This is a genomic window from Butyrivibrio sp. NC2002 (assembly GCF_000702265.1).
In the GTDB taxonomy this organism is placed as follows: domain Bacteria; phylum Bacillota; class Clostridia; order Lachnospirales; family Lachnospiraceae; genus Butyrivibrio.
Genome location: NZ_KL370880.1, coordinates 617,149 through 640,208, shown reverse-complemented (window position 1 = coordinate 640,208; position 23,060 = coordinate 617,149). Strand labels below are relative to the sequence as shown.

Sequence of the window (23,060 nt, the reverse complement as noted above, 5' to 3'; positions counted from 1 at the left end):
ATTGTCATAAAAAATGAAGGTATCTTCGAGCGAATTCGAGAATACCTTCTTATATTTGCGCCTTGATGCGGGTGCATGGCCTCCCGGTATGCGGAAAGTTTTGCAATAGTGATAACAAACCTTAGATCATCTTATCAATAGCCTTGTTGAGTTCCTCAAGGGCCTTTTGATCACCCTCTTCAATGGCATCAACAATGCAGTGCTCAATATGGTCTTTTAGAATTATTCTGCTAAGAGAATCAAGCGATCCCTTAACTGCAGCAAGCTGAACCAGAACTTCAGAACAGTCCCTGCCATCCTCAACCATCTTCTTAACAGATTCAAGATGACCTATTGATCTGGAAAGGCGATTCAAAACAGCTTTTGTATGCTTGTGGCTATGCACATGTCCGTGACTATGTTCATGGTCATGTTCGTGAGTATGCTCATGATCATGAAGATGGTCGTGTTCGTGATAATGGTCATGGCTATGGTTATAGCTATGCTCATGATCGTGTTCATGACTATGTTCATGCTCTTCATATTCGAATGATTCATCTGTTTTTCTGTTCTGATCCATTTCTTTCGCCTTTTCTCATTAGTAAAATCAGTGGCCAACTTTTGCCCACAAGAATTCACAGTATTTCCTCTTGAGCATCAATTTTATCATCTTATTTTTATGTTATCAACGAACTTAAGGCGCCACGATGCAACAAAGGATCGGGGCAGTCATAGACTGCCCCGTAAATCCCTCTGCTTATCCTTACTTATCCTTATTACTCCTTACTTATACAGCAGGTACTTCTCTTGTTGCGACAACGTCAACGCCTGTTCCTGCAACATTTTTAACAACAACATCTCCGATGTGAACAGGTGCTTTTACGCATGCCCTGTCTATTTCTTTCATGCAGTCAAATATCTTATCCTTTGGAATATTTGACTTTGTTTTAACAGATACACGAGGCTTATCACCGCCAATTATCACCGCGGTACTGGTAACCGTTCTCTCCGGATGTGTAACCTCATTTCTTGCATACTTATCGCCAATAGCGCAGGTATTGCCATTCACGGACAAAACCTCACCATTTTCCATTTCGACTGTGATCTGGCAGCCCATAGGACAGCCAATACATGTAAGTTCTCTCTTCTCCATGACTTACTCCTACTCTTTCTACATTTAATGAAACACTCTTACTTTAGTTGGCATCTTCAGCTTCGATCCTGATAGTGATCTTTTTAAGGCCGCTCTTTTCTTTAAGCTTTTCCTTCTGAAGAATAACCTGTTCCATCTCACCAGGTGCCATGATACGTTTTTTGTTGTGCATTACTCTCTCGTCATCAAAGTAAACGCTTACATAAGAGTTCTTGTAAACGGCGCCCACTCTGAATCTTACTGTAAGAAGGTCATCCATCCTCTCCACATTGATCGTAGAAGGAACTGTGTATCTTGCGCCATCGGTCGCTACTATGTCTATTACCTTATCACTGTTTTCTGCCATCTCGCCTTTTACAAACTTAGCTGCGTTTGCGCCTGCTCTTGTTGCTTCTTCTGAAACATAGTCGACAAGGTCATGCACATGCAGTACATTTCCACAGGCAAAAACTCCGGGAATATTGGTCTCAAGGCTTTCATTTACAACCGGTCCGCTGGTAACAGGGCTCATCTCAACCCCCGCATTCCTTGACAGCTCGTTTTCAGGGATAAGTCCGCATGAAAGAAGAAGTGTATCGCATGTATACCGCTCTTCTGTTCCCGGTATGGGCTTCATATTCTTATCAACCTCGGCAATCGTGACTGCGCTTAGATGTTCTTTTCCCTCAATATCAACTACGGTATGAGAAAGCTTAAGCGGTATTCCAAAGTCATCAAGACACTGAACTATATTTCTCTTAAGGCCTCCGGAGTAAGGCATAAGCTCTGCAACAACCTTAACCTTTGCTCCCTCAAGTGTCATACGTCTTGCCATGATAAGACCGATATCACCTGAACCCAGGATCACCACTTCTCTGCCGGGCATATATCCTTCCATGTTTACAAGTCTCTGAGCTGTACCTGCTGAAAAGATACCTGCGGGTCTGTATCCGGGAATATTGAGAGCTCCTCTCGGACGTTCTCTGCATCCCATGGCAAGGATAACAGCGCCAGCCTTTATCTGATACATTCCATCCTCCCGGCTCATAGCTGTAACAATTCTGTCAGAGGATATATCCATAACCATTGTGTGAAGCTTATATTCTATTTTTTCATCAAGCACCTGTGTTATAAATCTCTGTGCATATTCAGGTCCTGTAAGCTCTTCCTTAAAAGTGTGGAGTCCGAATCCATTGTGAATGCACTGGTTTAGTATTCCGCCAAGCTCCTTATCTCTTTCCAGGATCAAAATCTTATCTACTCCGGCCTTTCTTGCTGAAATAGCGGCAGCGAGTCCTGCAGGACCTCCACCGACAATTACAATATCATATGAAATCATGCCTGCTCTCCTTTCTGGTTCTTGGTGCGCTCCAAAACAATATTGGAACGTCCTCCGCTCTTTGTTATTTCTTCGTATGAAAGACCTAGTTCTCTGTTCAGGATTTCCATGGTACGAGGTGAGCAAAATCCTGCCTGGCAGCGTCCCATGCCTGCTCTCGTTCTTCTCTTTACACCATCAAGAGATCTTGCACCAAGCGGTCTGTGAATTGCATCAAGGATTTCACCTTCTGAGATTGATTCACATCTGCAAATGATATTTCCGTATGCAGGATTCTTCTTTATAAGTTCGTTTCTCTCTTCTATGGAAAGCTTGGAAGGATCTAATATATCCTTTCTCTTGCTGATCCAGTTATCCTTATTTTCAAGGTTCATTTTTTCTTTGAGCATATTGCCGACCATCTCTCCTATAGCAGGACTTGATGACAATCCGGGAGATTCTATTCCAAGACAATCAATGAAGCAAGGTGCATCAGCAACTTCCTCAATTACAAAATCATGCTGCTCAAGATGAGCTCTCAGTCCTGCAAAAGAAGTAATAACTTTTCTAAGAGGCAGGTTCTTTACATGGTCGTTAGCTTTAGCCTGAAGATCAGCTATTCCTTCAGCCGTTGTATTGGTTCCTTCCTTATCCTCGATGTCAACAGCTGTAGGTCCCACTATCAGATTGCCGTGAACTGTAGGCGATACAAGTACACCTTTTCCAAGCTTTGTAGGCTGCGGGAAAATAGTGTGCGTTACATGAGTTCCTGCTTCCTTATCAAGAAGGCAGTAATCACCTCTTCTCTCTATAATATGGGCTTTTTTCTCACTTACCATATTATGTATTTTATCTGCATAAACACCTGCTGCATTAACAATGTAGCGTGTTAAATATTCGCCGTTATTGGTACGGATTTTCCATGTACCGTCATCATTTTTTGTAATATCTTCAACTTTGGTATTAAATCTGAATTCCACGCCATTCATATTGGCATTTTCAGCCATGGCAATGGTTAATTTGAACGGACAAATGATTCCGCCTGTTGGTGCATAAAGAGCACCCTGAACATTGTCAGAGAGATTGGGCTCCATCTCAAGCGCTTCCTCTCTGCTAAGGATCTTCATATCCTTTACTCCGTTAGCCACGCCTCTGTCGTAAAGGTCTTTAAGGCCTTCAAGTGCCTCTTTGTGTATGCATACGACCATGGAACCGTTTCTCTTAAAAGGAATATCCAGGTCTTCGCACAGTTTATCCATCATTTCATTTCCGCGAACATTGAGTTTGGCCATAAGGGACCCTTGGGCAGCATCAAAGCCCGCATGTACTATAGCGGAATTAGCTTTTGAAGTGCCTTCACAGACATCTTCACATTTTTCCAGAACACATACATTTGCTTTATAACGTGACAATTCTCTTGCTACAGCGCACCCTGTCACCCCTGCGCCTATGACTATGACATCATACATAATTTTTCTCCTCTGTGAACTTTTAAAGCCTCATATTGAAAAATGGAGTCGGCAACAAGACGTATCTCATCATACGTTCATACCGACTCCATCCCTCAGTGTATCCATAATTTAGTTAATTCAATTATAGCACATATTTTTATTTAAAAAGGAAGAGCATTGTAAAGAAGTGAAGCTACAATTGCTCCGCAAATAGGTGCTACAAGCGGGATCCAGCCGTATGCCCAGTTTGCATTCTTGTGTCCCTTATTGGGTGCAAGAAGCTGATAAGCTAAACGAGGAGCTGAATCTCTTGCTGCGTTCATAGCGTATCCGGTAAGGCCACCAAAAGATGCACCGCATGCAACGATAACACCGTATACAAGAACCCAGCTTACTGCAGAATCACCGGCATTTCCGGGAATAGCTGCAAGTGTAAATACAAGAACAAATGTTGCAACAAATTCTGAAAGGAAGTTCAAAACTGTGTTAGGTATTGAAGGTGCTGTGCAGAAGCATCCGCGAACAACGTCATCTTCAGCAGTTGCTGCTATATGATCTCCGTAGAGAACAATAAGGATCGCTGCGCCGCAGAAACCACCGAGCATCTGAGCGATTATGTATCCGGGAACCATTCCCCATGCCATGCCGCCTCTTAAAGCAACGCCGATAGTAACCGCCGGATTGAAGTGTGCACCTGACATTGCGCCGAATGTAAATGCAGGAACCATAACTGCCATACCCCATCCGATAAGGATGTGAACGGTTCCGCCGCCCTTCATACCAGACTTATTCAAACTAACATTACAGCAAACACCATCTCCTAAAAGAACAAGTAACAAAGTACCTATAAACTCAGCTATATAAGCAGACATATATTTACCCCCTTTGGTAGATAGGCCCGCGCCCTATCGCGGGCCCGTTAACTTTTTTTCACTATATTCCCGTTTCTCCTAAGAAAAACAAATGTTGCTCATTATATTCTTTTATTTAATTTTTCAACCTTCCTTAGCCCATCCTCTTGTGGATGCTACGGCTCTTGACCATCCCTTAAGTGCCTTAGAACGGTCTGCGTCAGCCATCTTGGGCTCAAACTCTCTGTCTACAGCCCAGTTCTTGATTACGTCTTCCTTGCTTGACCAATAGCCAACTGCAAGACCTGCCAGGTAAGCAGCACCCATAGCTGTTGTCTCAACGCATGAAGGACGAAGAACGTTGGTGTCGATAATATCTGACTGAAACTGCATCAGGAAGTTGTTCATTGATGCGCCGCCGTCAACCTTAAGAGCTGTAAGGTGCTTGCCTGAGTCAAGCTCCATGCAATGAAGCACATCATAACTCTGATAAGCAAGTGACTCAAGTGTAGCTCTGATAATGTGATACTTATTAACACCACGGGTAAGTCCTGTAATAGCTCCGCGTGCATAAGGATCCCAGTAAGGTGCGCCAAGACCTGTAAATGCAGGTACTACATAGCATCCGTTTGTATCCTTAACTCTTGTAGCAAAATACTCTGAATCCGGTGAGGAATCCACGATCTTGAGCTCATCTCTGAGCCACTGGATTGCTGCACCTGCAACGAATACTGAACCTTCAAGAGCATATGTAACCTTACCGTCAAGTCCCCATGCAATAGTGGTAAGGAGGTCATTCTTGGAGAATATCGGCTTATCGCCTGTGTTCATAAGGATGAATGAACCTGTACCATAAGTATTCTTTGCTTCGCCTTCCTTGAAGCATGTCTGTCCAAACAAAGCTGCCTGCTGATCACCTGCAGCGCCTGCAATACGGATAGGTCCGCCGAAGAACTCAGGATCTGATTCACCATAGATGCAGCTTGAAGGCTTAACCTCAGGAAGCATACTCTTTGGCACTTCAAGTATCTGGCAGAGCTCATCATCCCATTCAAGAGTGTTGATGTTGAAAAGAAGAGTTCTTGAGGCATTGGAATAATCTGTTACATGAACCTTGCCCTTTGTAAGCTTATAGATAAGCCATGAATCAACAGTACCAAAGCACAACTCACCTTTTTCTGCTCTTTCTCTTACTCCCTCTACGTTCTCAAGAATCCAGCGAATCTTTGTTCCGGAGAAATAAGGGTCAAATTTAAGACCTGTCTTCTGCTGGAATTTTTCAACGATTCCGGGGATTTTGCCCTTCATTTGCTCTGCATAGTCTGCAGTACGGCGGCACTGCCATACAATTGCATGATATACAGGCTGACCTGTTGTTCTGTCCCAAACGATAACGGTTTCACGCTGGTTAGTGATGCCGATAGAAGCTATATCATCTGCAGTTGCCCCAACCTTCTGCATAGCTTCACGTGCAACTGAAAGCTGTGTCTGCCAGATTTCATTGGCATCATGCTCAACCCAGCCCGGTTGCGGGAAAAACTGTGTAAACTCTTTTTGTGCAACAGAGCACATTTCGCCCTTCTCGTTAAAAAGAATACATCTGTTGCTTGTTGTTCCTGCATCCAGAGCCATTACATACTTTGCCATTTTTCATTCCTCCTTATGTCTTTTTAGTATTTATTTACAGCCACGAGGGCTTTAGGCACTTTTTTACAGTTCCCACACATCTTTGTTCGTGGTGGATACTGCCATCGCACCACCTGAGAGTGCGTTCATAACATCTTCTTTATCAGAAATAAGTCCTCCTGCGATCACGGGAACTCTGCTTATCCCGTTTACCTTTTTTATTATCTTGGATACTACGATTCCCGGAAGTATCTCTATCACATCCGGCTGACAGACACCGTGGGCTGCCTGCTTCTCTATATTTACAAGAGCCATAGAATCAATGACGAAATATCTAAGTACTGTGTAAAGTCCCAGATCCTTTGCGTGTTGAATAAGATTACCTTTTGTTGTGATTATTCCGTCTGCTCTTGTATTATTCTTGATAAAATCCAGGCTTACATCCTTACTGTTATTAAGACCTGTTATAAGGTCTACATGTACCATGGCTATCTTGCCGGCATCCTTTATCTTTTGTACAATTTGCCCAATTGAACAAATGTCACCGTAGAGTATGAAAATTATTTCTACTTCAGTCCTTATAGCCTGCTCTAATCCCTTATCATCCTTAATTGCAGCTATAATCGGGTTGTCTTCTATTTTTTCTATAAATTCTCTGTGCATATGCAGCTTATCCAATCATTTCAATTTCTTAAAACTATCCCGTTTCCCTCAAAAAGGGCGCAAAAAAAGAACATGTCTAACAATCAGGATACGCCCTGAAATTTTGTATAAGCCACATTCTCTCATCTCAACGGCACTTATTAACTTGTAATGTTATGATACAGCTAACTTGTATAAATTTCAATAGAAAGTTTATTCTTTTTTTATTTTTTATGTGCAGTTTTATCATATGCAATAAAAAAAGCACATTTTGTTTGTGCTTTTTTACCAATCTTATTTCCATGCCGGTCTGGCATTCTTTAATTCATTATAAATAATCTTGTAATTGTCATATCTGACCTTTGATATCTTTCCCTCGGAAAGAGCATTCTTCACTCCGCAATCAGGTTCTGCTATATGACTGCAGCCGCCAAATCTGCAGGATGGCTCAAAGGGTTCAAATTCCGGATAAAATGTCGGAAGATCATCAATCGTCACATCCTTAAGTGTAAGAGAAGTAAATCCCGGAGTGTCAAATATAAAGGTCTTTTCATCCTCCGATGAAAGTGAAGATATATAAAAGAGCTCAGAATGCCTTGTTGTGTTCTTTCCTCTGTGGATTTTTTTGCTAAGTTCACCCGTCTCCATCTCTGCGTCAGGATGCAGCCTGTTTAAAAGAGATGACTTCCCTACACCACTCGGTCCTGCCACAACAGAAGTCTTTCCCCTCAGCTTTTCACATAGTCTGTCTATTCCATTGCCCTCATGAACACTAATAAAAATAACCTCATATCCGCATTTTTCATAGGCGTCCATAAGCTCTTGCTGTTCCTGAGGTGAAGCGATATCCTGCTTGTTAAAACAGATAACAACGGGAAGATTGTTTTTTCTCATCTGAATAAGAAACTTATCAAGAACGTTGTAATTCGGATCAGGTTTTACTATCGCAAACAGAACAACCGCCTGGTCGACATTAGCGACCGGCGGTCTTATTAGCTGATTTTTACGCGGCAATATCTGAGTGATATTGCCGGTAAAATCTCCATCATCAATTACTTCTATTTCTACATCATCACCTACAAGCGGCTTTACATTGTCTTTGCGGAATATGCCCTTGGCTTTACATTCGTAAACCTTGTCACCACCTACGTTTACATAATAAAATCCTGCAATTCCTTTAACAATTTTGCCCTGCATCAATTCTCCTGTGTGAAAGTAACGGCTCTGGTTACGGTATATTCCTGAGTAGAGCCTTCAATAACGTTGCCCTCTGCGTCAGTAGTCGCGGGGCTGGTTGCCGTGTAAGTAAATGTTATAACACCCGTAGCAGATGTAAGTCCTGTTCGAACAACTCCTGCTATAGGGAACGAATTCACTGTTGTATCTAAGAGTGATACTCCGTCAGCTGTAACGAATGATACATGAACCGTAGTTCCGTCTGTATAGTTCTGTCCCTCCGTGGGAGCTGCTATATCGCCTGAAAAGCTATATGTAGCTGCGCTTGCAGGGCCTATTGATTTTTCCATATTGATCGTAGTACCCTTGTCAACCATAGTTCCTACCGGCTGGCTCTGAGCAGTAATGGTATCAACTGCATAGGTATCATTGTTTACATCAACGATCTTGCCCTGGGTAAGTCCTGCTTCTGCAAGAGCCATTACGGCTTCTTCAACTCCAAGACCTACAAGATTAGGTACAGCAACTTTGTTACTGTCTGTTGTAGTAGCTTCCGAAGAAGCATTGGAAGCTGCGTCTGTAGCTGTACTGCTCTCAGATGAAGATGCACTCTCAGATGAACCTCCTGTGCTGACTGTTACAGTTACTGTGGAACCATTAGCAGCATGCTCTCCACCCTTGGGGCTCTGTGAAACAACTGTATTCTTGGAAAGCTCGCTTGAGGAATCCTCAACCTTTTCAACTTTAAATCCCTTTGCTTCAAGAACAGACACCGCTTCGGCATACGAAGTTCCCTCTACATTTGGAATCTCAATCCCGTCAACAGTTTCTCCATTCTCGGTTATCTGCTCCGTATTCAAAGTATCAGAGTCATTACCTCCAAATGCTCCCATAGCTCTTCCTACAATAAAGATTATAAGAAGTCCTATAAGTGCAGCACCTACTATGGCCAAAGCCATTGTCATTCTCTCTATTCTTGAGCCGTATATTTCGGAGTCCTCATCAAAATCATCTTCATCATTGTATTTATCTGATGAACCGCGGCGTCTCCTCTGTTCATCAGCTTCTCTTTTCTTCTGTCTTTCATGCTCTCTTAATGCCTCTTCATTAAGACGCATCTGCTCAGTATCAGACATTCCGTGAATGCTTCTCTGATCTTCCTCTGTTGCTATTCTTGTAGCACTTTCCTCATCGGGGTCCACAAGATCAACAAAATCCTCATCAGGTGTAATGAGTGACCTCTTTAAGTCAGTAATGAGTTCATCAGCATTCTGATATCTTCTGTCAGGACTCTTCTGACAGCACTTCATTACAATCTTTTCAACACTTATCGGTATCTCATCGCTAAACTCTGACGGTGATGGCAGTTCCTCCTGAATATGCTTTATTGCAATAGCAACTGTCGTATCGCCATTAAAAGGCAGTCTTCCTGTAAGCATTTCAAACAGTGTGATACCAAGTGAGTAAATATCGCTCTTGGCATCTGAATACCCGCCTCTTGCCTGCTCAGGCGATGTATAGTGAACAGATCCCATAACATTTGAAGTTATCGTGTTACTGGTTGCAGCTTTGGCAATACCAAAGTCTGTGACCTTAACCTTACCTTCTTTTGAAATAATTATATTCTGAGGTTTGATATCCCTGTGAATAATATGGTTGTTGTGAGCTGCTTCAAGTCCCATTGCAACCTGTATTGCGATGCTTACCGCTTCTTTTACCGTAAGCCTTGATTTTTTCTCTATATAGCGCTTAAGAGTAATTCCGTCTACAAGCTCCATAACTATATAGTGAATTCCGTTTTCATCGCCAACATCATATACGTTTACTATATTGGGATGCATAAGTCCTGCTGCCGCCTGAGCTTCAACACGGAACTTGGAAACAAAATTATCGTTTTCGGAAAACTCCTGTTTAAGCACCTTGACAGCAACCGGTCTGTTTAATTTATGGTCTTTTGCTCTATATACATCAGACATACCGCCGGTTCCGATTTTCTCGAGAATCTCATAACGGTCTCCGATCATCATTCCAATCTTAATCATTCAGCACCTCCGTCAGCAAATGGTTCTATCAGGATAACGGCAATGTTGTCCTTTCCGCCATGCTGGTTTGCCATGTCCACCAACTTTTGTGCCTTCTCTATAATATCTCTCTGACCACTTACGATCATTCGGATCTCTTCGTCCTCGAGCATATTGGTAAGCCCGTCAGAACACATGAGCACGATATCCCCCTTCTCGAGCTCAACATTAAAGAAATCCACATCTACTGTGTCGTCCGCACCTATGGCTCTTGTGATGATGTTTTTCTCGCTATGAGTTCTTGCCTCTTCCGGATCAAGACCTCCTGCGCGGACCATCTCCTGCACAAGTGAATGATCTCTTGTAACCTGTCTGATCCCATCACCTATCACATATAACCTGCTGTCACCTACATTAGCTACCTGCAGATAACGCCCCATAACAGTTGCAGCTACTACTGTAGTTCCCATACCGTACAAATGCTCATCCTCCGCTGCCTTAGCACGAAGCTTCTGGTTAGCGCGTTTTATAGCATTCTCAAGTATGCGTACAGGATTTTGCTCCAGCGACCTCTCTATCTCCTCTACCATTGTATTAACGGTATATTTGGATGCATAATCTCCGGCATTGTGACCACCCATTCCGTCAGCAACGATGAATACGTTTGACAGATTACCTATGCGTCTCTCGGAGGAGAATACGTAGTCCTGATTTAGTTTTCTTTTCTGACCTACATCAGTTATTGAAAATGTCTTAAGCAAAGGTGCCTCCGATAAATGAAATTATTCATTCCATTTCATACATTTTTTTGGCATAAAGCACCACATGAAACGAACCTATGCCAATTAAAAAATATACCACAATATGCTGATTATTACAATTATTACGAAAAGCCGTAAAAAGAAAGAAATAACCGGAAGTGACCATAACAGATCTCTTCCGGTTACCTGATTCATCTTATATTACTTTGCAACAGAGATTTTCTTTAGCTTTCCGTTTTTGCCGAATTTATAAACAAGCTTGCCTACCTTGATCTTGCCGGTAGTCATGGTTCCGTCCTTATCAAAATGGTACATGGAACCGTTAATAAACTTAAATCCTGTAGCAACCTTTCCTTTGGCATTGGTATATATCTTCTTGCCGTTTACTTTTTTGAATCCCTTTTTGGCGATTCCGTTCTTGTTAAAGTAATAGGTCTTTCCTCCAAACTTAACAAGTCCTTTTGCGTATCCTCCGTTTTCAAGTGCGATACGATAACTGCCCTTGTTCTTGCCCTTCTTTATCTTTTTAAGGGTACCAGTTACAACAGGTATTTCATCTTTAACAGCTTCCTGTGACTGGTTCTGTACTCCTGCTGCCTCGGGTGTTTTTTCATCAGGAACATTTACAGTATCGGCTTTTCCGGATTCCTGGGATTCTCCGCTTTCATTATTGTCTTCTGTGTTTCCGGAATCATTTCCTTCGCCGGATCCGGGGTTATCTCCTGTGTTTCCGGGATCTTCTCCTTCACTGCCTCCGGGATTAACCTCCGGCTTTTCATCAAAGTTTACTTTGCCTTCGTAAAGAGCCATTACTTCGCTATCGTTTATAGCGCGATCAAAAATGCTGAACTCGTCTATCTTGGCAGTTGTATACTCACCGCCTCCCCAGTTTGCTTTTCCAATCTGAGCAATGCCGTTTTCTCCGAATATATCGGAAAGTGTTACGCTACTTTCTACAACGCTCTCAAGCTCTCCGTTTACATAAACCGCTGTCTTGTCCTTGTATAAAACAACAGTTATCATCTTCCACGCATTGCTCAATTCCGAAACATTCACAACATTGTTTGGAAGTCTTGAGCCCTTGTTGTTATATCTCTCCACATGGAACAATGTGTCATTTGAAAGCGGATCGATTATTCCGAGATATTTCTCATTGTTGTAGCTTGGAGCATTTTCATTTTCTGCTGCATAGAATAACCACTGTGTTACTTTAGCTACATTTGTGTTGCTGAAGAAATTGATGGTCATTTCATCAAGTCCTGTAAGGATTGATGAGCCGTCTTCTTTTGCTATGCTAAAGTACTGTTTTGAACCTGCTGTGATCGAAACAGCTTTTCCGCCATCTCTATCTACAAAGTCATATCCGTTATGAGGAGTTGCAACTGCTCCGTTTCCTGCAAAGCCTTTTTCCTCATCGTCAAATGTAAAGTGCGCAATCGCAGCCTGAGGAAGTGTTGTGTCGTACTCAATTTCTGGAAGTGTCATCTTTACATGCCACTTATCTTCAAGAGCTTTGTATTCCTCATCAGTGATACCTATTACAGTACCATGTCTCATAGTTGAAGGGAAGCTATATTCGCCTTTTTCCAGTTTGGTAAACTCACCGCTTGCAACATCTGTTGTAACGCTGGGGAAATATCCACCTGCCCCGAACGAATCAAGAAGCAGGCAATATTTATCCTCTCCGTTAAACTTAAACATTGTGCCGCCTTCAACACCTGTGGTGCTGCTAAGGTACGAAGAAGGAATTCTTGTCCACTCACCAAGAAGTGAAGTTGCAGTCTCCAGTATCTCAAATTTACCGGATGCAGGATCGCCCTCTGCAACTGTTGCGTTGCTGCCTGCCTCATCCTTGGAAAATCTGTAATAAGTCTTTGTGCCATCAGCATTATTTACTGCAAATACCGATGTATCGATTATGCTGATATCATCACCGTTTATGTTCTTAAGTGAGATCCATATCTGCGGCTTAGAGAATGAGTAAAAGTCTCTTGTTGTTGCATACCATATCTTATGAACACCGTTTATCATTGAAGCCCAGAATACGATGTATTCGCCTGTCTGATCATTGTAAAATGCTTCCGGTGCCCATGTGCAACCTGAAGCTTCATCGGCAACTTTTACCATTCTCTGCTCGCCCCAGTTCACAAGATCTGTAGACTCCCAAACCATGATAGACTTGCTGCCTGCTCTCTGAGCCTTGCCCCAGTCTCCGTTTCCGTTTATCTTAAGGTCTGTAGCTATAAGGTAGAACTTATCGTTCTCAGGACTTCTTATTATGAACGGATCTCTGAGTCCTTTCTCTCCAAGGGTAGATTCTATTACCGGATTGCCCTTGTTAAGTGCACTCCATTTAAGTCCATCATTACTGTCAGCAAAATAAATCTGCTCGCCGTTTGAAGTTCCTTCACCTGTAAAATATGCAAAGAGATAATGTGTAAACTCTTTATCATCTGCCTTTGCTTTTACTGTGACATCAAAAGACTTCTCAATCTTTTGTCCGCCAAGCTCTAAAGTAGCTGTAAGCACTACATTTTCATCTGCGCTTCCTCTTGTAACAACACCCTTTTTGAAATTGCCATCATCTGTATCTGTGATGACATCCGGGTTTGATGACTTCCATGTTATTACTGAGCCGTTTATGCCGCTATCAGGAAGAGTTATGTTCCCTCTGATATCGTCTGCAGAGGGAATAACTATTTCATCCGCATCTGCATTTAATTCATCCATTACGTTACCAACTTTTACTGTCATGCTAAATGTAGTATCACTTTCACTTAAATCCTGCATTTCAACTTTTTCCGTACTTGTGAAAACAGGATTATTGTTTTCGTCAAATCTTAGGATTGCCATATTGGCATTTCTGCAAGGGTCATAGAGTGGATCGCAATTTGCCCATTCGCATTCGTTGTTATAACACTCCTCATCTCTTGCATGATAAACGATGATGATATTGCCATCTTTATCAACTGTAAAGCTATTATGACCGGGTCCGTACTGCCCAACAAGGTCTTCAGTTGAAAGTGCAGCAGTTTTCCTCTTAGTCCAGCTTGAAGGATCCATCAGATCTGCATCTTCATCAGCAGTAAGGATTCCCATGCAGTACTCGGGTCCTGTTGTCGATCCCGAAAAAGCCACATATATTTTTCCATCTTTTTTAAGAACAGCAGGTCCCTCATTTATTTTCTGATTGCCGTTCATTTCCCAATAATAATCAGGCTTTGAGATAGTTACGGGATCAGAAGAGAGTTTCCAGGGTTCCTCTTTACTTACTTCTGCGATCTTAAGGACAGATGCATCCGTCTTATATGCCCATATCACATAGCTTTTATCGCCATTTTCAAAATATGTCATATCAAGAGAAAAGGCATCAAAAGCACCCGTGTATCCGCCATCCTTATTAACAAAACGTCCCATAAGCTCCCATTTATTATGGTTCAACAGATCACTTGAATCTGTGCATCTGAGCACATAAGGTCTGATATCCCATATACCACCTGCTCCGCAGCCTGCAAAGTATATGTACCAGTTATCACCTATCTTGTGAAGTTCAGGTGCCCATATATGAGCGCTTAATTCTCCGCTACTATTAGCTGTCCAGATAGCAACATCTTCTGCCTCGGACAGTCCTGCAAGAGTTTTGCTTCTTCTTAATGCGATCCTGTTGTAGCCTTCATTTACGCTGCCGTATGCAGGCCATGAAGATGTAAAATAATAGTATTCGTCTTCACTATTGTAGATCACATAAGGATCTGCCTTTTCATCTATTACAGGGCTTCCAAAATATGAAAGCTTACCTGTCAGGTTATGTGTTCCCGCAGAAAGTTCCTTAGTGTTAAGGACTCTTTCTCCATTTTCGTCATACCATACTATTACAGCATCTTCTTTTGTCTTACCATTGTTAAAGCTAAGCTTTGCACCGGTATTCTCTATAAGAGAGTAATCCTGTCCGATGTTCACTTCCAAATCACTTTCATAATTTGCATCAACATCTGTGACCCTAATTCCAAGGTCTTTTTCGATCACATCATCTTCTACGGTTTCCGGAGATTTTTCATCATACAAAGCGCTGACTTCCTCGCCTGTTAATGCCTTGTTGTAAATAGTCATATCATCCAAATAAACATTAGCATACTCACCGCTTACCCAGTTTGCTTTTCCTATCTGGAGTATGCCGTTGTCGCCTCCGAATATATTCTCAAGTGCAGCCTGGCTTGCTTGTGTGCTCTTTTTTTCACCGTCAATGTACAATGTCATTCCATCAGCATCTGCCGTAAAAGTGACCATTTTCCATTCATAAGAAGCCGGAGCATATACCGAAGCAGGTCTATCCAGGTCAGTGCTGTAATAGCGCTCAACATTTACGCTGCCTTTTATCATATCTCCGATACCCAGATATTTTTCATTTCTGTAGACCTGACCGCTATTATCAGGAGCTGCAAAAAACGTCCAGGATGTATCACTGTCCAAACACTTACTAAAATAGTTGATCGTTATTTCACTAAGCCCCGAAAGAATATTTTTCCCATTTTCATCCTTAACATCAAACCAGTCACCGCGTTCAAGGTGGATTGCCCCATCTCCAAGAGGTGATTCCTCTATGAAAGTGGCATTTCTCTTGGGGGTTGCGACCGCTCCGTTTCCTGAAAGACCGCTTTCCTTATCATTAAACGAAAAATAGGCTATGACATCGTCTTCGCCATTTTCATCGCCGTCTTCATTAAGGGCAGCCTTTCCCGCCTCATCATCCGATTCCGCATCTTCCATAAGTGGTTCGCCAAGCTCTGCAGATTCCCCATTATCTGCAGCTTCTGTACCATCAGCAGTTTCTCCGTCATCAGAAGATGTCTCTTTGGAAGGATCAGCTGTGGCATCTTCTTTATCAGCTTCATTGCCATCAGAGTTTGTAGTCTGATCAGCATTGCTTGCATCTTCCTCCAATACAGGATCTGACTCGTCCTTATCGGACTCTCCTTCCGTTTCTGCCGCATCTTCCTTGGCAGCATCCTCTGCTACTTCGGACTTTACTTCACTACCCTCATCTGATTCTTCCCCAATACCATCAGTGGTAGTTGTCTCTTCGGCCGCCACAGATGTCCCTTCATCTGCGGAAAGCCCCTCGGCATAAGCTGTCATTGAATCTGTAGTCGTACTGCACATTGCCATAGCAGCAGACAGAACAATAGCCAGCAATCTGCCATTTTTCTTCACCATACGTTATTCCTCCTCCATTGTGCCCTTGTGACAAAATCGCAAGTAAATTTAGTAAAAATCTAAGTAAATTTTACCAATCCGACTTTTTGAATTCAATGGATTTTTGGAGGAATTAACTAACGAAATTTATAATCCGTTTTTGTATATTTTCACTCTTTGACAGCTTCGCCGTTCAGCCATGTGTTTTGTAAAAGGAGCTTCTCTGCTGCCCTGCGTCCGAGATTGTATACCCTTTCAATTTCAGCAGGATCCTTTTCCATAGGGCTTATGTTTAATGGCTCCATTGGCCGTATAACAAGTAATTCTCCCAGGTCTTCCTTTTTTCTGATATACTCTTTTTCCTCGTTGTACATAAGATATCTGCTTTCAACAGCCTTTAAGTACTCGGGATATTTATTGTATCTCATCTTAAATAAAGGCATATATCCCTGCTTCTTTTTCACATAATCCCTGGGCTGAGTCTCTATTACAAGGATATGGTCAAATCCCTTATCTTCCATGAACTTTACAGGGATTGAATCACTTGTTCCGCCATCAAGGTATCTTTTCCCGTCAATCATAACGGCATGTGATACCAGAGGCATTGAGGCTGATGCCTGCATCCAGGTGATATCTTCACCAAGTCCGTCGCGGCATTTATGATATACCGGCTTTCCTGTTTCAAGGTCTGTTGCAACCACATAGAACTCCATGGGATTATCCTTAAATGTCTTGTCATCCCACAGATCAAGCTTAAAAGGCAGCTCATTGTAGCAAAAATCAACATTGAAGATGTTTCCTGTTTTAATAAGCGATGATAAGCCTTTATATCTTTTATCCGCGCCATATTTTTTGTTGTATCTAAAGGCTCTCCCTATCTGTCTGGATTTCAGATTGCAGCCAAATGTAGCACCTGCAGAAACTCCTACTGCACCATCAAAATTTATTCCATTTTCCATAAAGACATCGATAGCGCCGCATGTAAACATACCTCTCAGCGCACCGCCTTCCATTACAAGTCCTGTTCTCACCTTACAAAGTCTCCTTTATTTTTTTAGCAGCTTTATCCAGTTTTCCATAAGAAGCATATCTTTCAACCATTTCAAATATAACTATGTCGGGATCATACTCTTCAACCCATGAAGGAAAATCCTCTCCTATATCATTCCAAACCATGAGCATATCTCCGAAGGATTCAGCAAAGTCTTCTTTCAGATAATTCACTATAAAGCTGTTTCCGACTATCATGACTCTGGTGTCGTTGCCGGCAGCGTCATTCGTAAAATGATAAATCTTGGTATCGCCGAATACTTCATGCTCATTTTTATAATTTTCATCCAAAACTGCATTCGCATTTTTAAGCTTGAAGTCCTCAGAGAAATTGCTTCTTCTTACACCGCCATAAAAACTCATTCCCTGATCGGTTATCGTGATGTCGAAATCATCTTCGCCAAGTACCTTGAAATCATGCTTTTTGTTCAGCGTATCCATCACATCATTGTATGAAAGAAATGCGCCTCTCTGAGTCCAGTGCACCGGATCACCGTATTTGCTGTACACTTCATAATCATCTTTGCCATCTATCAGAGTCTGTTTTAACGGTATAACGTCTATGTCCGTGCGGCTGCCAAGTGCCTCAAGAAGCTGATCAGTCCTTGAAATATCACCATACTGATTGACGCTTCTTGGGAAATACTCAGGATAGATCGACTGTTTATCCCAGCACTGCATGTAGTAAAACTCGCAGTTTCTTTTTTCAAGATAATCTTTGACTGTCTCAAAACTATCAACGTGCTTTGTAAGCTTCTCATCGCTAAACAGATTAAGATGCTGATAATCCTCCAGCATACTGTTTTCAATTATATGAAACTCTCCGTCAGGTCCAAGTCTGTATCTCTTACCGTTCTCCATCCTGTCAAAAATGTGATACTGCATAAGAGCATTGGCTGATATGAGTGCATCTCTAAAGCCAATCCTGTCGTTTAGATAATTCTCGATGTCTGTGGTGATATTCTTATTTATACTGCCATTTTTAAAAAGCTGCGGTAGTGCGGAAAGCGGTCTGTTTTCCTGCTCTGAAATAGCTTCGCTGTCCCTGTTTATCGCAAGTAGCGGCACAACAAGTATGGCAAAAAATATACCAATATATATTTTATTAATAAGATTCTTCTTCATACAAACTAAAACCTCTATGAAAATTTCTGTTAAAAATGTTCTCTCGAAAAGCACGGCGCCCCGTGCTCGCTGAGGAAAATCATCCGCTGCGCGGCTGATTTTCTCAGCTCGCACCTAGAACTGGAAGTAAATAAACGGATTATATGTACCTGATAAAACTCTCATTATAGCAAGAATAAATACGACGAATACAAAACCGTATTTTATTATCGTATAACCGGTTTTTGGAAGGGTCATACTGATCTTACCCGTTAACTTTTTAAAGATTCCGGTTATATCAAGGACAGCAACTATCATTATGAAGATAACCCATCTGTTTATATACCAGAAAATTGTAAATCCGGGAGTCTGTGAAAGTCCCATTCCAAGCATGGTCTTCATATATCCTATGCCATCCGTAATGGTGTCAGCTCTGAACAATACCCATCCAAAATTAATGACAAGCAGTGCATAAATGTGAGACAAGATTGTCTGAACCGGATTTTTTTCCTTGTTCTTGTTTTTATTTTTACTTCTTAAAAGTCTCTCGATAACGATAAATACACCGTTCCACAATCCCCAAAAAACATAATGCCACGCAGCGCCATGCCACAAGCCCGTAAGAAGGAATATGGTCAAAAGGTTCCTGTACAGATGCTTTCTGTTTCCTCCAAGCGGAATGTACACATAATCTCTAAACCACGTTGAAAGTGACATATGCCACCTTCTCCAAAATTCAGTAATATCCTTGGAAATATAGGGTCTGTCGAAGTTCTCGCAAAAATGAAATCCCAGCATTTTGCCTATTCCAATGGCCATATCACTGTATCCTGAAAAGTCATAGAAAATCTGCAGCGAATATGCAATACTGCCAAGCCAGGCTATTGCCACGGTATTATTTGAAATTCCTGCAGTCCATATTCCATCAGCTATTTCAGCCATCGTATTAGCTATTATCGCCTTTTTTCCAAGACCTATGATAAATCTGGTAATGCCTGAAGAAATATCAGGAATTGAAACACTTCTGTCAGATACTTCTATTTCTATATCTCTGTATCTAACAATAGGGCCTGCTATAAGCTGCGGGAACAGAACTATATAGAGAGCAGTTTTGAAAGGATTCTTTTGAACTTCCACGTCCCTTCTAAACACATCAATAACATAGCTCATCCCCTGGAATGTAAAAAAGGATATTCCAATGGGAAGAACTATGTTCTGAAGTTCAAATTTTGATCCTGTTATAGAATTTACAGATTCGATCACGAAATCGAAATATTTAAAATAAAACAATAGTCCCAGATTAGCACATACAGATATGGCAAGTACTAATTTGGAAGCCGTAGTATGTATGGCTTTGGCATCACCATTATCTTTCTGAAATCTGTCCACCAAAATCGCTGACAGATAATTGATAATGATGCTTGCCAGAATTATCCAAACATACTGCGGCTGAGACCATCCAAAAAATATAATACTGACTGCCAGGAGCCAGGCATTTTTTGCGGGTATCCCTCTGAGCAGATAATAAACAAGAAGTGTAACCGGCAAAAAGAAAAATAAAAATGCAGTAGAGCTGAAAACCATCTTAAAATCCTTCTAAGTCTTTAATGTTTAATCTTATATATTAAAAACTTTTCAATAGAATTAATCAATGTTTTTTTATCTATTATCTTACCTTAAAAACTATTTCTGCCTGCTCATCAAAAAAGATTATAGAATACTCTATAATTCTTTACTTGATGATCATTAAAATCCGCTATTTTACTGGTGTTCTCGGCCACAGCGTACAAGTGAATGCAGACCACTACGACTACTCAACTGCCAGCAACACGCAGAAAATTGGAGCTTTAGAGGACGTGTATTCAAATGTATTCAACAATAAAGGCAAATAAAAACAACAAAAAAATACGGGAAGTGGCTTATTTAAGCCATTTCCCGTATTTACCATTTAGTAGCGAGAGGGGGATTCGATCTACGCTCCGCTTCGGTCGGCGCTAAGCGCTCGTCTCCCAGACGAGCAGCGCCCTCTCCACCGCGGACCCGCGGTGTCTGGGTAACAAAAAAGACCAGGATGCTTAGTTCCTGGTCTTTGTAGTAGCGAGAGGGGGATTCGAACCCTCGACACCGCGGGTATGAACCGCGTGCTCTAGCCAACTGAGCTATCTCGCCATATACAGTTTTCCTCGGTCTCTCGTGCCGACCGAACAATAGCTAGTATATCTCGGCAGTATATTCTTGTCAACAACTTTTTTTATTTTTTCAATTAAAAAAATCTTTTCAAGTAAAATCTCTTTATATATAAAAAAACTACTTATCTGCTTAGATTCTTCTCTTTTTCAAAGAAGGCTCTCTTTAGCATCTTATATTCTTCATCGGTGCAGACTTTTTTGCACATAGGCTCAAAAGACTTTGTAACTTCAAAGCATTCCTTCATATTATAACAAGGATATTCTTCGCACTCTGCGCAAGTCTTAATTTTTCTTTCCTCACAGCATTTTACAACATGATATCTGCACCAGTTCTCCGGTTTACAGCCAGTGCATGATATCTCTTCATTAGAAACAACATGGTCACGGTATCCTATCTTAAGCCATAGCTCTGCTGTATGGTGCAGTTCTTCAGCTGTTTTTTCATAAGGATGCGTAATATATCTGGGACAGGATGCACAATCATTTCCGCATGCAGCCAGAACTTTTACATCCCTATAAATAACCGAAACATGGGTGATCTCATTCGCAGGATCCGGATATTCTTTTTCAAAATGCATACCGATAGATTCCGCTGTTTTGATTGATGGGGTATTTGTATATTTACAATATGAGTAAAAAGCCGGATAATCTGTATTTTCAAAAGCCCAGTCAAGGACTGCTTTAGCAGCTTCTTTCGCATAGCCCTTTCGCTGACAATTCGCACGTATGTGATATCCTATCTCCGGAAGCATTTCTTCATCAATATTCTGTAATGTCAGCCCGCAGTCACCTATCATTTCACCCGAATCTTTTAGGCAAACAGCCCATAGTCCAAATCCGTTATCACGATAGCGGGCTATGTTTCTTTCTATCCAATCACGTACCCTTTCCTCATCAAAAGCATACGGATAATGCTGCATTATATCAGCATCAGAAAGCACCTGATATAATGCAGCAAAATCATCCATATTCATTTCCCGCAAAAATATCCGCTCTGTCTCAATAATTGCTTTCTGTTTCATTTTTATCCCCTACTTTTTTAGAAATCAGACACTGTCCACTCTGTCCATTCTATATGGTTGTACTGCATTACATCATCTGACTTCTTCATGCCAAGTTTCTCATAGAAAGGTATGGCATTTTCATTGGCAATCAAATATACAGCAATATCTTTTTCGCCACCTGCAATTTCATGTGCAGTCCTCATTAGCTTACTAGCGATACCTCGCCTCTCATAATTCCGGTCCACTCCCAAGTCAGTCACGTATAGCCAATAACAGAAATCAGTAAGTCCAAACAATGCCCCCACTACCAGTCCTTCATCATTGCGGGCTATCAGACTGATTGAAACATTATTAACCAGCTTCCTGATCCGGTCTTCAAATCGCTCCTTCGGATACTGCGACCCCAAATCAGTTCTCTTTAAAAAGTCAATGTATTCCTCAGCAGTAATGCGTTCTTCTGTGATATGAATGTCATCTTTTTTTACCATCACTCACTATCCTCATCCTCTTAATTCGCGTATTGCTCCGAGTAGTTCCCATAGCTGTTATATCAAGACTTTGGGGACACAGTAAAAATTGTGTTTTTCTCAAACATCCCTATAGCAAATGCCAATTTAAAATAAAAAGGCATGTTCTCATAGGCTTCAAAACTTGTGCGCTGTAAGAATTCATCTACGGATATGTCTTCAACATAACCATAAGGATTCGCTACACTTATCTTGTTGTTAGGAATATCCATTCCTACAAGCAGGGAATAATGCAGAGTCCACACATCACCATACTTTGCTGCCCACTCGAATGGTACAGGTACTCCATTTGCCAGATTGGCATAGGCTGCATCTATCAGGTCTGCATTTTTCATATACTTATGGATTGTTGTGGTATATTCAGGAAAGCGCTTATTCATTTCTTCGCTGAATTTATCTCCGGTCGAAGTAACAACCTTGCCATATTCATTGTATAGATCTTCTTCTGTCAGACTCCCACCATTCCATGCTGAAAACATCTCGATACATGCATAGCCACAGGAAACATCCTGGGTTATTACTTCTACCCCTTCTACATGTACCGGAGTATTGTATTTCTCATTTTCATATATTGTTGAATAGTCTGTTAAAATCTGCCTTGTTTGAATCTGTAGCTTTATAAGAAGTACTGCCACTACTCCTAAAATCAATGCAACTAATATGATAATAATACGAATAACTTTTTTCAAAAATGCCTCCTTTTATTTAGAAAAACGGAATATAACCATTCCTCCTGACTGCTCAGCGTACATCTCTCATTATGGTAAAGATTCCTGTTTTTCTGAGGAAAACAATAATCTTTAGTTTGTCACTCCGTGAGCACCCACAAAGAAAGATTCCTGTTTCAGTTTAAAGTACATCCTACTTTTTATGCAACATACAAAAAGCAAAAACCGGATGGACATATATAAATGTTCATCCGGTTTTTGCCAATGCCGAGACACAGGGCAGAAAGTGAAAAAGCAACAAGTCTGTCCGTTTTCCTATATACTTGGGGCTTTTCGTCCTTCTCACAAGAAGAATTCGTTCTGTCATC

The 23,060-nt window shown here is 41.4% G+C and carries 17 protein-coding genes and 1 tRNA gene; all 18 read right to left on the bottom strand.

Going from position 1 to position 23,060, the window contains the following annotated elements:
• Positions 1–121: 121 nt before the first annotated feature.
• Positions 122–559: a metal-sensing transcriptional repressor gene (locus T543_RS16475; protein ID WP_081830014.1), complete on the bottom strand. Its 438-nt coding sequence runs from the start codon at positions 557–559 to the stop codon at positions 122–124.
• A gap of 207 nt (positions 560–766) precedes the next feature.
• A complete protein-coding gene (locus T543_RS09925) occupies positions 767–1,132 on the bottom strand; it encodes a DUF1667 domain-containing protein (protein ID WP_035767963.1) in 366 nt (121 codons plus the stop codon).
• Between the two features lie 43 nt (positions 1,133–1,175).
• Positions 1,176–2,450 carry an NAD(P)/FAD-dependent oxidoreductase gene (locus tag T543_RS09920; RefSeq protein ID WP_035767960.1) on the bottom strand — a complete coding sequence of 425 codons (1,275 nt, stop codon included), beginning with the start codon at positions 2,448–2,450 and terminating at the stop codon, positions 1,176–1,178.
• Positions 2,447–3,898 (bottom strand): NAD(P)/FAD-dependent oxidoreductase, encoded by a 1,452-nt coding sequence (locus tag T543_RS09915; RefSeq protein WP_035767958.1) that lies wholly within the window; start codon positions 3,896–3,898, stop codon positions 2,447–2,449. Before T543_RS09915 ends, T543_RS09920 begins: the two co-directional genes overlap by 4 nt.
• 143 nt (positions 3,899–4,041) lie before the next feature.
• Complete coding sequence (locus T543_RS09910; RefSeq protein ID WP_035767955.1) at positions 4,042–4,752, bottom strand: MIP/aquaporin family protein; 711 nt, start codon at positions 4,750–4,752, stop codon at positions 4,042–4,044.
• A gap of 123 nt (positions 4,753–4,875) precedes the next feature.
• Positions 4,876–6,378: a glycerol kinase GlpK gene (gene glpK, locus T543_RS09905; protein ID WP_035767952.1), complete on the bottom strand. Its 1,503-nt coding sequence runs from the start codon at positions 6,376–6,378 to the stop codon at positions 4,876–4,878.
• A 63-nt stretch (positions 6,379–6,441) separates the two neighbouring features.
• Positions 6,442–7,020, bottom strand: a complete 579-nt coding sequence (locus tag T543_RS09900; protein WP_035768375.1) for a glycerol-3-phosphate responsive antiterminator — start codon at positions 7,018–7,020, stop codon at positions 6,442–6,444.
• Positions 7,021–7,293: 273 nt separating this feature from the next.
• Complete coding sequence (rsgA, locus tag T543_RS09895; protein ID WP_035767949.1) at positions 7,294–8,196, bottom strand: ribosome small subunit-dependent GTPase A; 903 nt, start codon at positions 8,194–8,196, stop codon at positions 7,294–7,296.
• Positions 8,196–10,217, bottom strand: coding sequence for a Stk1 family PASTA domain-containing Ser/Thr kinase (pknB, locus tag T543_RS09890; protein WP_035767947.1), 2,022 nt, complete (start codon positions 10,215–10,217; stop codon positions 8,196–8,198). The genes rsgA and pknB overlap by 1 nt, the downstream gene beginning before the upstream one ends.
• The gene (locus tag T543_RS09885) at positions 10,214–10,957 is read right to left on the bottom strand and encodes a Stp1/IreP family PP2C-type Ser/Thr phosphatase (protein WP_035767944.1); all 744 of its coding nucleotides are present in this window, start codon (positions 10,955–10,957) and stop codon (positions 10,214–10,216) included. The genes pknB and T543_RS09885 overlap by 4 nt, the downstream gene beginning before the upstream one ends.
• Before the next feature lie 201 nt (positions 10,958–11,158).
• On the bottom strand, positions 11,159–16,171 hold the full coding sequence (locus T543_RS15290; protein ID WP_051638677.1) for a family 43 glycosylhydrolase: 5,013 nt from the start codon (positions 16,169–16,171) through the stop codon (positions 11,159–11,161).
• Between the two features lie 149 nt (positions 16,172–16,320).
• Entirely contained in the window at positions 16,321–17,181 is an 861-nt protein-coding gene (locus tag T543_RS09875; protein ID WP_035767941.1) for a patatin-like phospholipase family protein, read from the bottom strand.
• Between the two features lies 1 nt (position 17,182).
• Positions 17,183–18,325 carry an alginate O-acetyltransferase AlgX-related protein gene (locus T543_RS09870; protein ID WP_035767940.1) on the bottom strand — a complete coding sequence of 381 codons (1,143 nt, stop codon included), beginning with the start codon at positions 18,323–18,325 and terminating at the stop codon, positions 17,183–17,185.
• 114 nt (positions 18,326–18,439) lie between these two features.
• Positions 18,440–19,888 (bottom strand): MBOAT family O-acyltransferase, encoded by a 1,449-nt coding sequence (locus T543_RS09865; RefSeq protein ID WP_035767938.1) that lies wholly within the window; start codon positions 19,886–19,888, stop codon positions 18,440–18,442.
• Between the two features lie 511 nt (positions 19,889–20,399).
• Positions 20,400–20,473, bottom strand: a tRNA-Met gene (locus tag T543_RS09860).
• A gap of 142 nt (positions 20,474–20,615) precedes the next feature.
• Positions 20,616–21,515: a GNAT family N-acetyltransferase gene (locus T543_RS16470; protein WP_081830013.1), complete on the bottom strand. Its 900-nt coding sequence runs from the start codon at positions 21,513–21,515 to the stop codon at positions 20,616–20,618.
• 17 nt (positions 21,516–21,532) lie between these two features.
• A complete protein-coding gene (locus T543_RS09850) occupies positions 21,533–21,985 on the bottom strand; it encodes a GNAT family N-acetyltransferase (protein ID WP_035767936.1) in 453 nt (150 codons plus the stop codon).
• A 62-nt stretch (positions 21,986–22,047) separates the two neighbouring features.
• Positions 22,048–22,713, bottom strand: a complete 666-nt coding sequence (locus T543_RS09845; protein ID WP_035767933.1) for a C39 family peptidase — start codon at positions 22,711–22,713, stop codon at positions 22,048–22,050.
• Positions 22,714–23,060: the final 347 nt, after the last annotated feature.

Bases quoted from the DNA above. Each gene is read 5' to 3' on its own strand.
- T543_RS09865 (WP_035767938.1), bottom strand. From the start codon at position 19,888: ATGGTTTTCAGCTCTACTGCATTTTTATTTTTCTTTTTGCCGGTTACA.
- T543_RS09910 (WP_035767955.1), bottom strand. From the start codon at position 4,752: ATGTCTGCTTATATAGCTGAGTTTATAGGTACTTTGTTACTTGTTCTT.
- glpK (WP_035767952.1), bottom strand. From the start codon at position 6,378: ATGGCAAAGTATGTAATGGCTCTGGATGCAGGAACAACAAGCAACAGA.
- T543_RS09900 (WP_035768375.1), bottom strand. From the start codon at position 7,020: ATGCACAGAGAATTTATAGAAAAAATAGAAGACAACCCGATTATAGCT.
- rsgA (WP_035767949.1), bottom strand. From the start codon at position 8,196: ATGCAGGGCAAAATTGTTAAAGGAATTGCAGGATTTTATTATGTAAAC.
- T543_RS15290 (WP_051638677.1), bottom strand. From the start codon at position 16,171: ATGGTGAAGAAAAATGGCAGATTGCTGGCTATTGTTCTGTCTGCTGCT.
- T543_RS09915 (WP_035767958.1), bottom strand. From the start codon at position 3,898: ATGTATGATGTCATAGTCATAGGCGCAGGGGTGACAGGGTGCGCTGTA.
- T543_RS09850 (WP_035767936.1), bottom strand. From the start codon at position 21,985: ATGGTAAAAAAAGATGACATTCATATCACAGAAGAACGCATTACTGCT.
- T543_RS09870 (WP_035767940.1), bottom strand. From the start codon at position 18,325: ATGAAGAAGAATCTTATTAATAAAATATATATTGGTATATTTTTTGCC.
- T543_RS09925 (WP_035767963.1), bottom strand. From the start codon at position 1,132: ATGGAGAAGAGAGAACTTACATGTATTGGCTGTCCTATGGGCTGCCAG.
- T543_RS16475 (WP_081830014.1), bottom strand. From the start codon at position 559: ATGGATCAGAACAGAAAAACAGATGAATCATTCGAATATGAAGAGCAT.
- T543_RS09920 (WP_035767960.1), bottom strand. From the start codon at position 2,450: ATGATTTCATATGATATTGTAATTGTCGGTGGAGGTCCTGCAGGACTC.
- T543_RS16470 (WP_081830013.1), bottom strand. From the start codon at position 21,515: ATGAAACAGAAAGCAATTATTGAGACAGAGCGGATATTTTTGCGGGAA.
- pknB (WP_035767947.1), bottom strand. From the start codon at position 10,217: ATGATTAAGATTGGAATGATGATCGGAGACCGTTATGAGATTCTCGAG.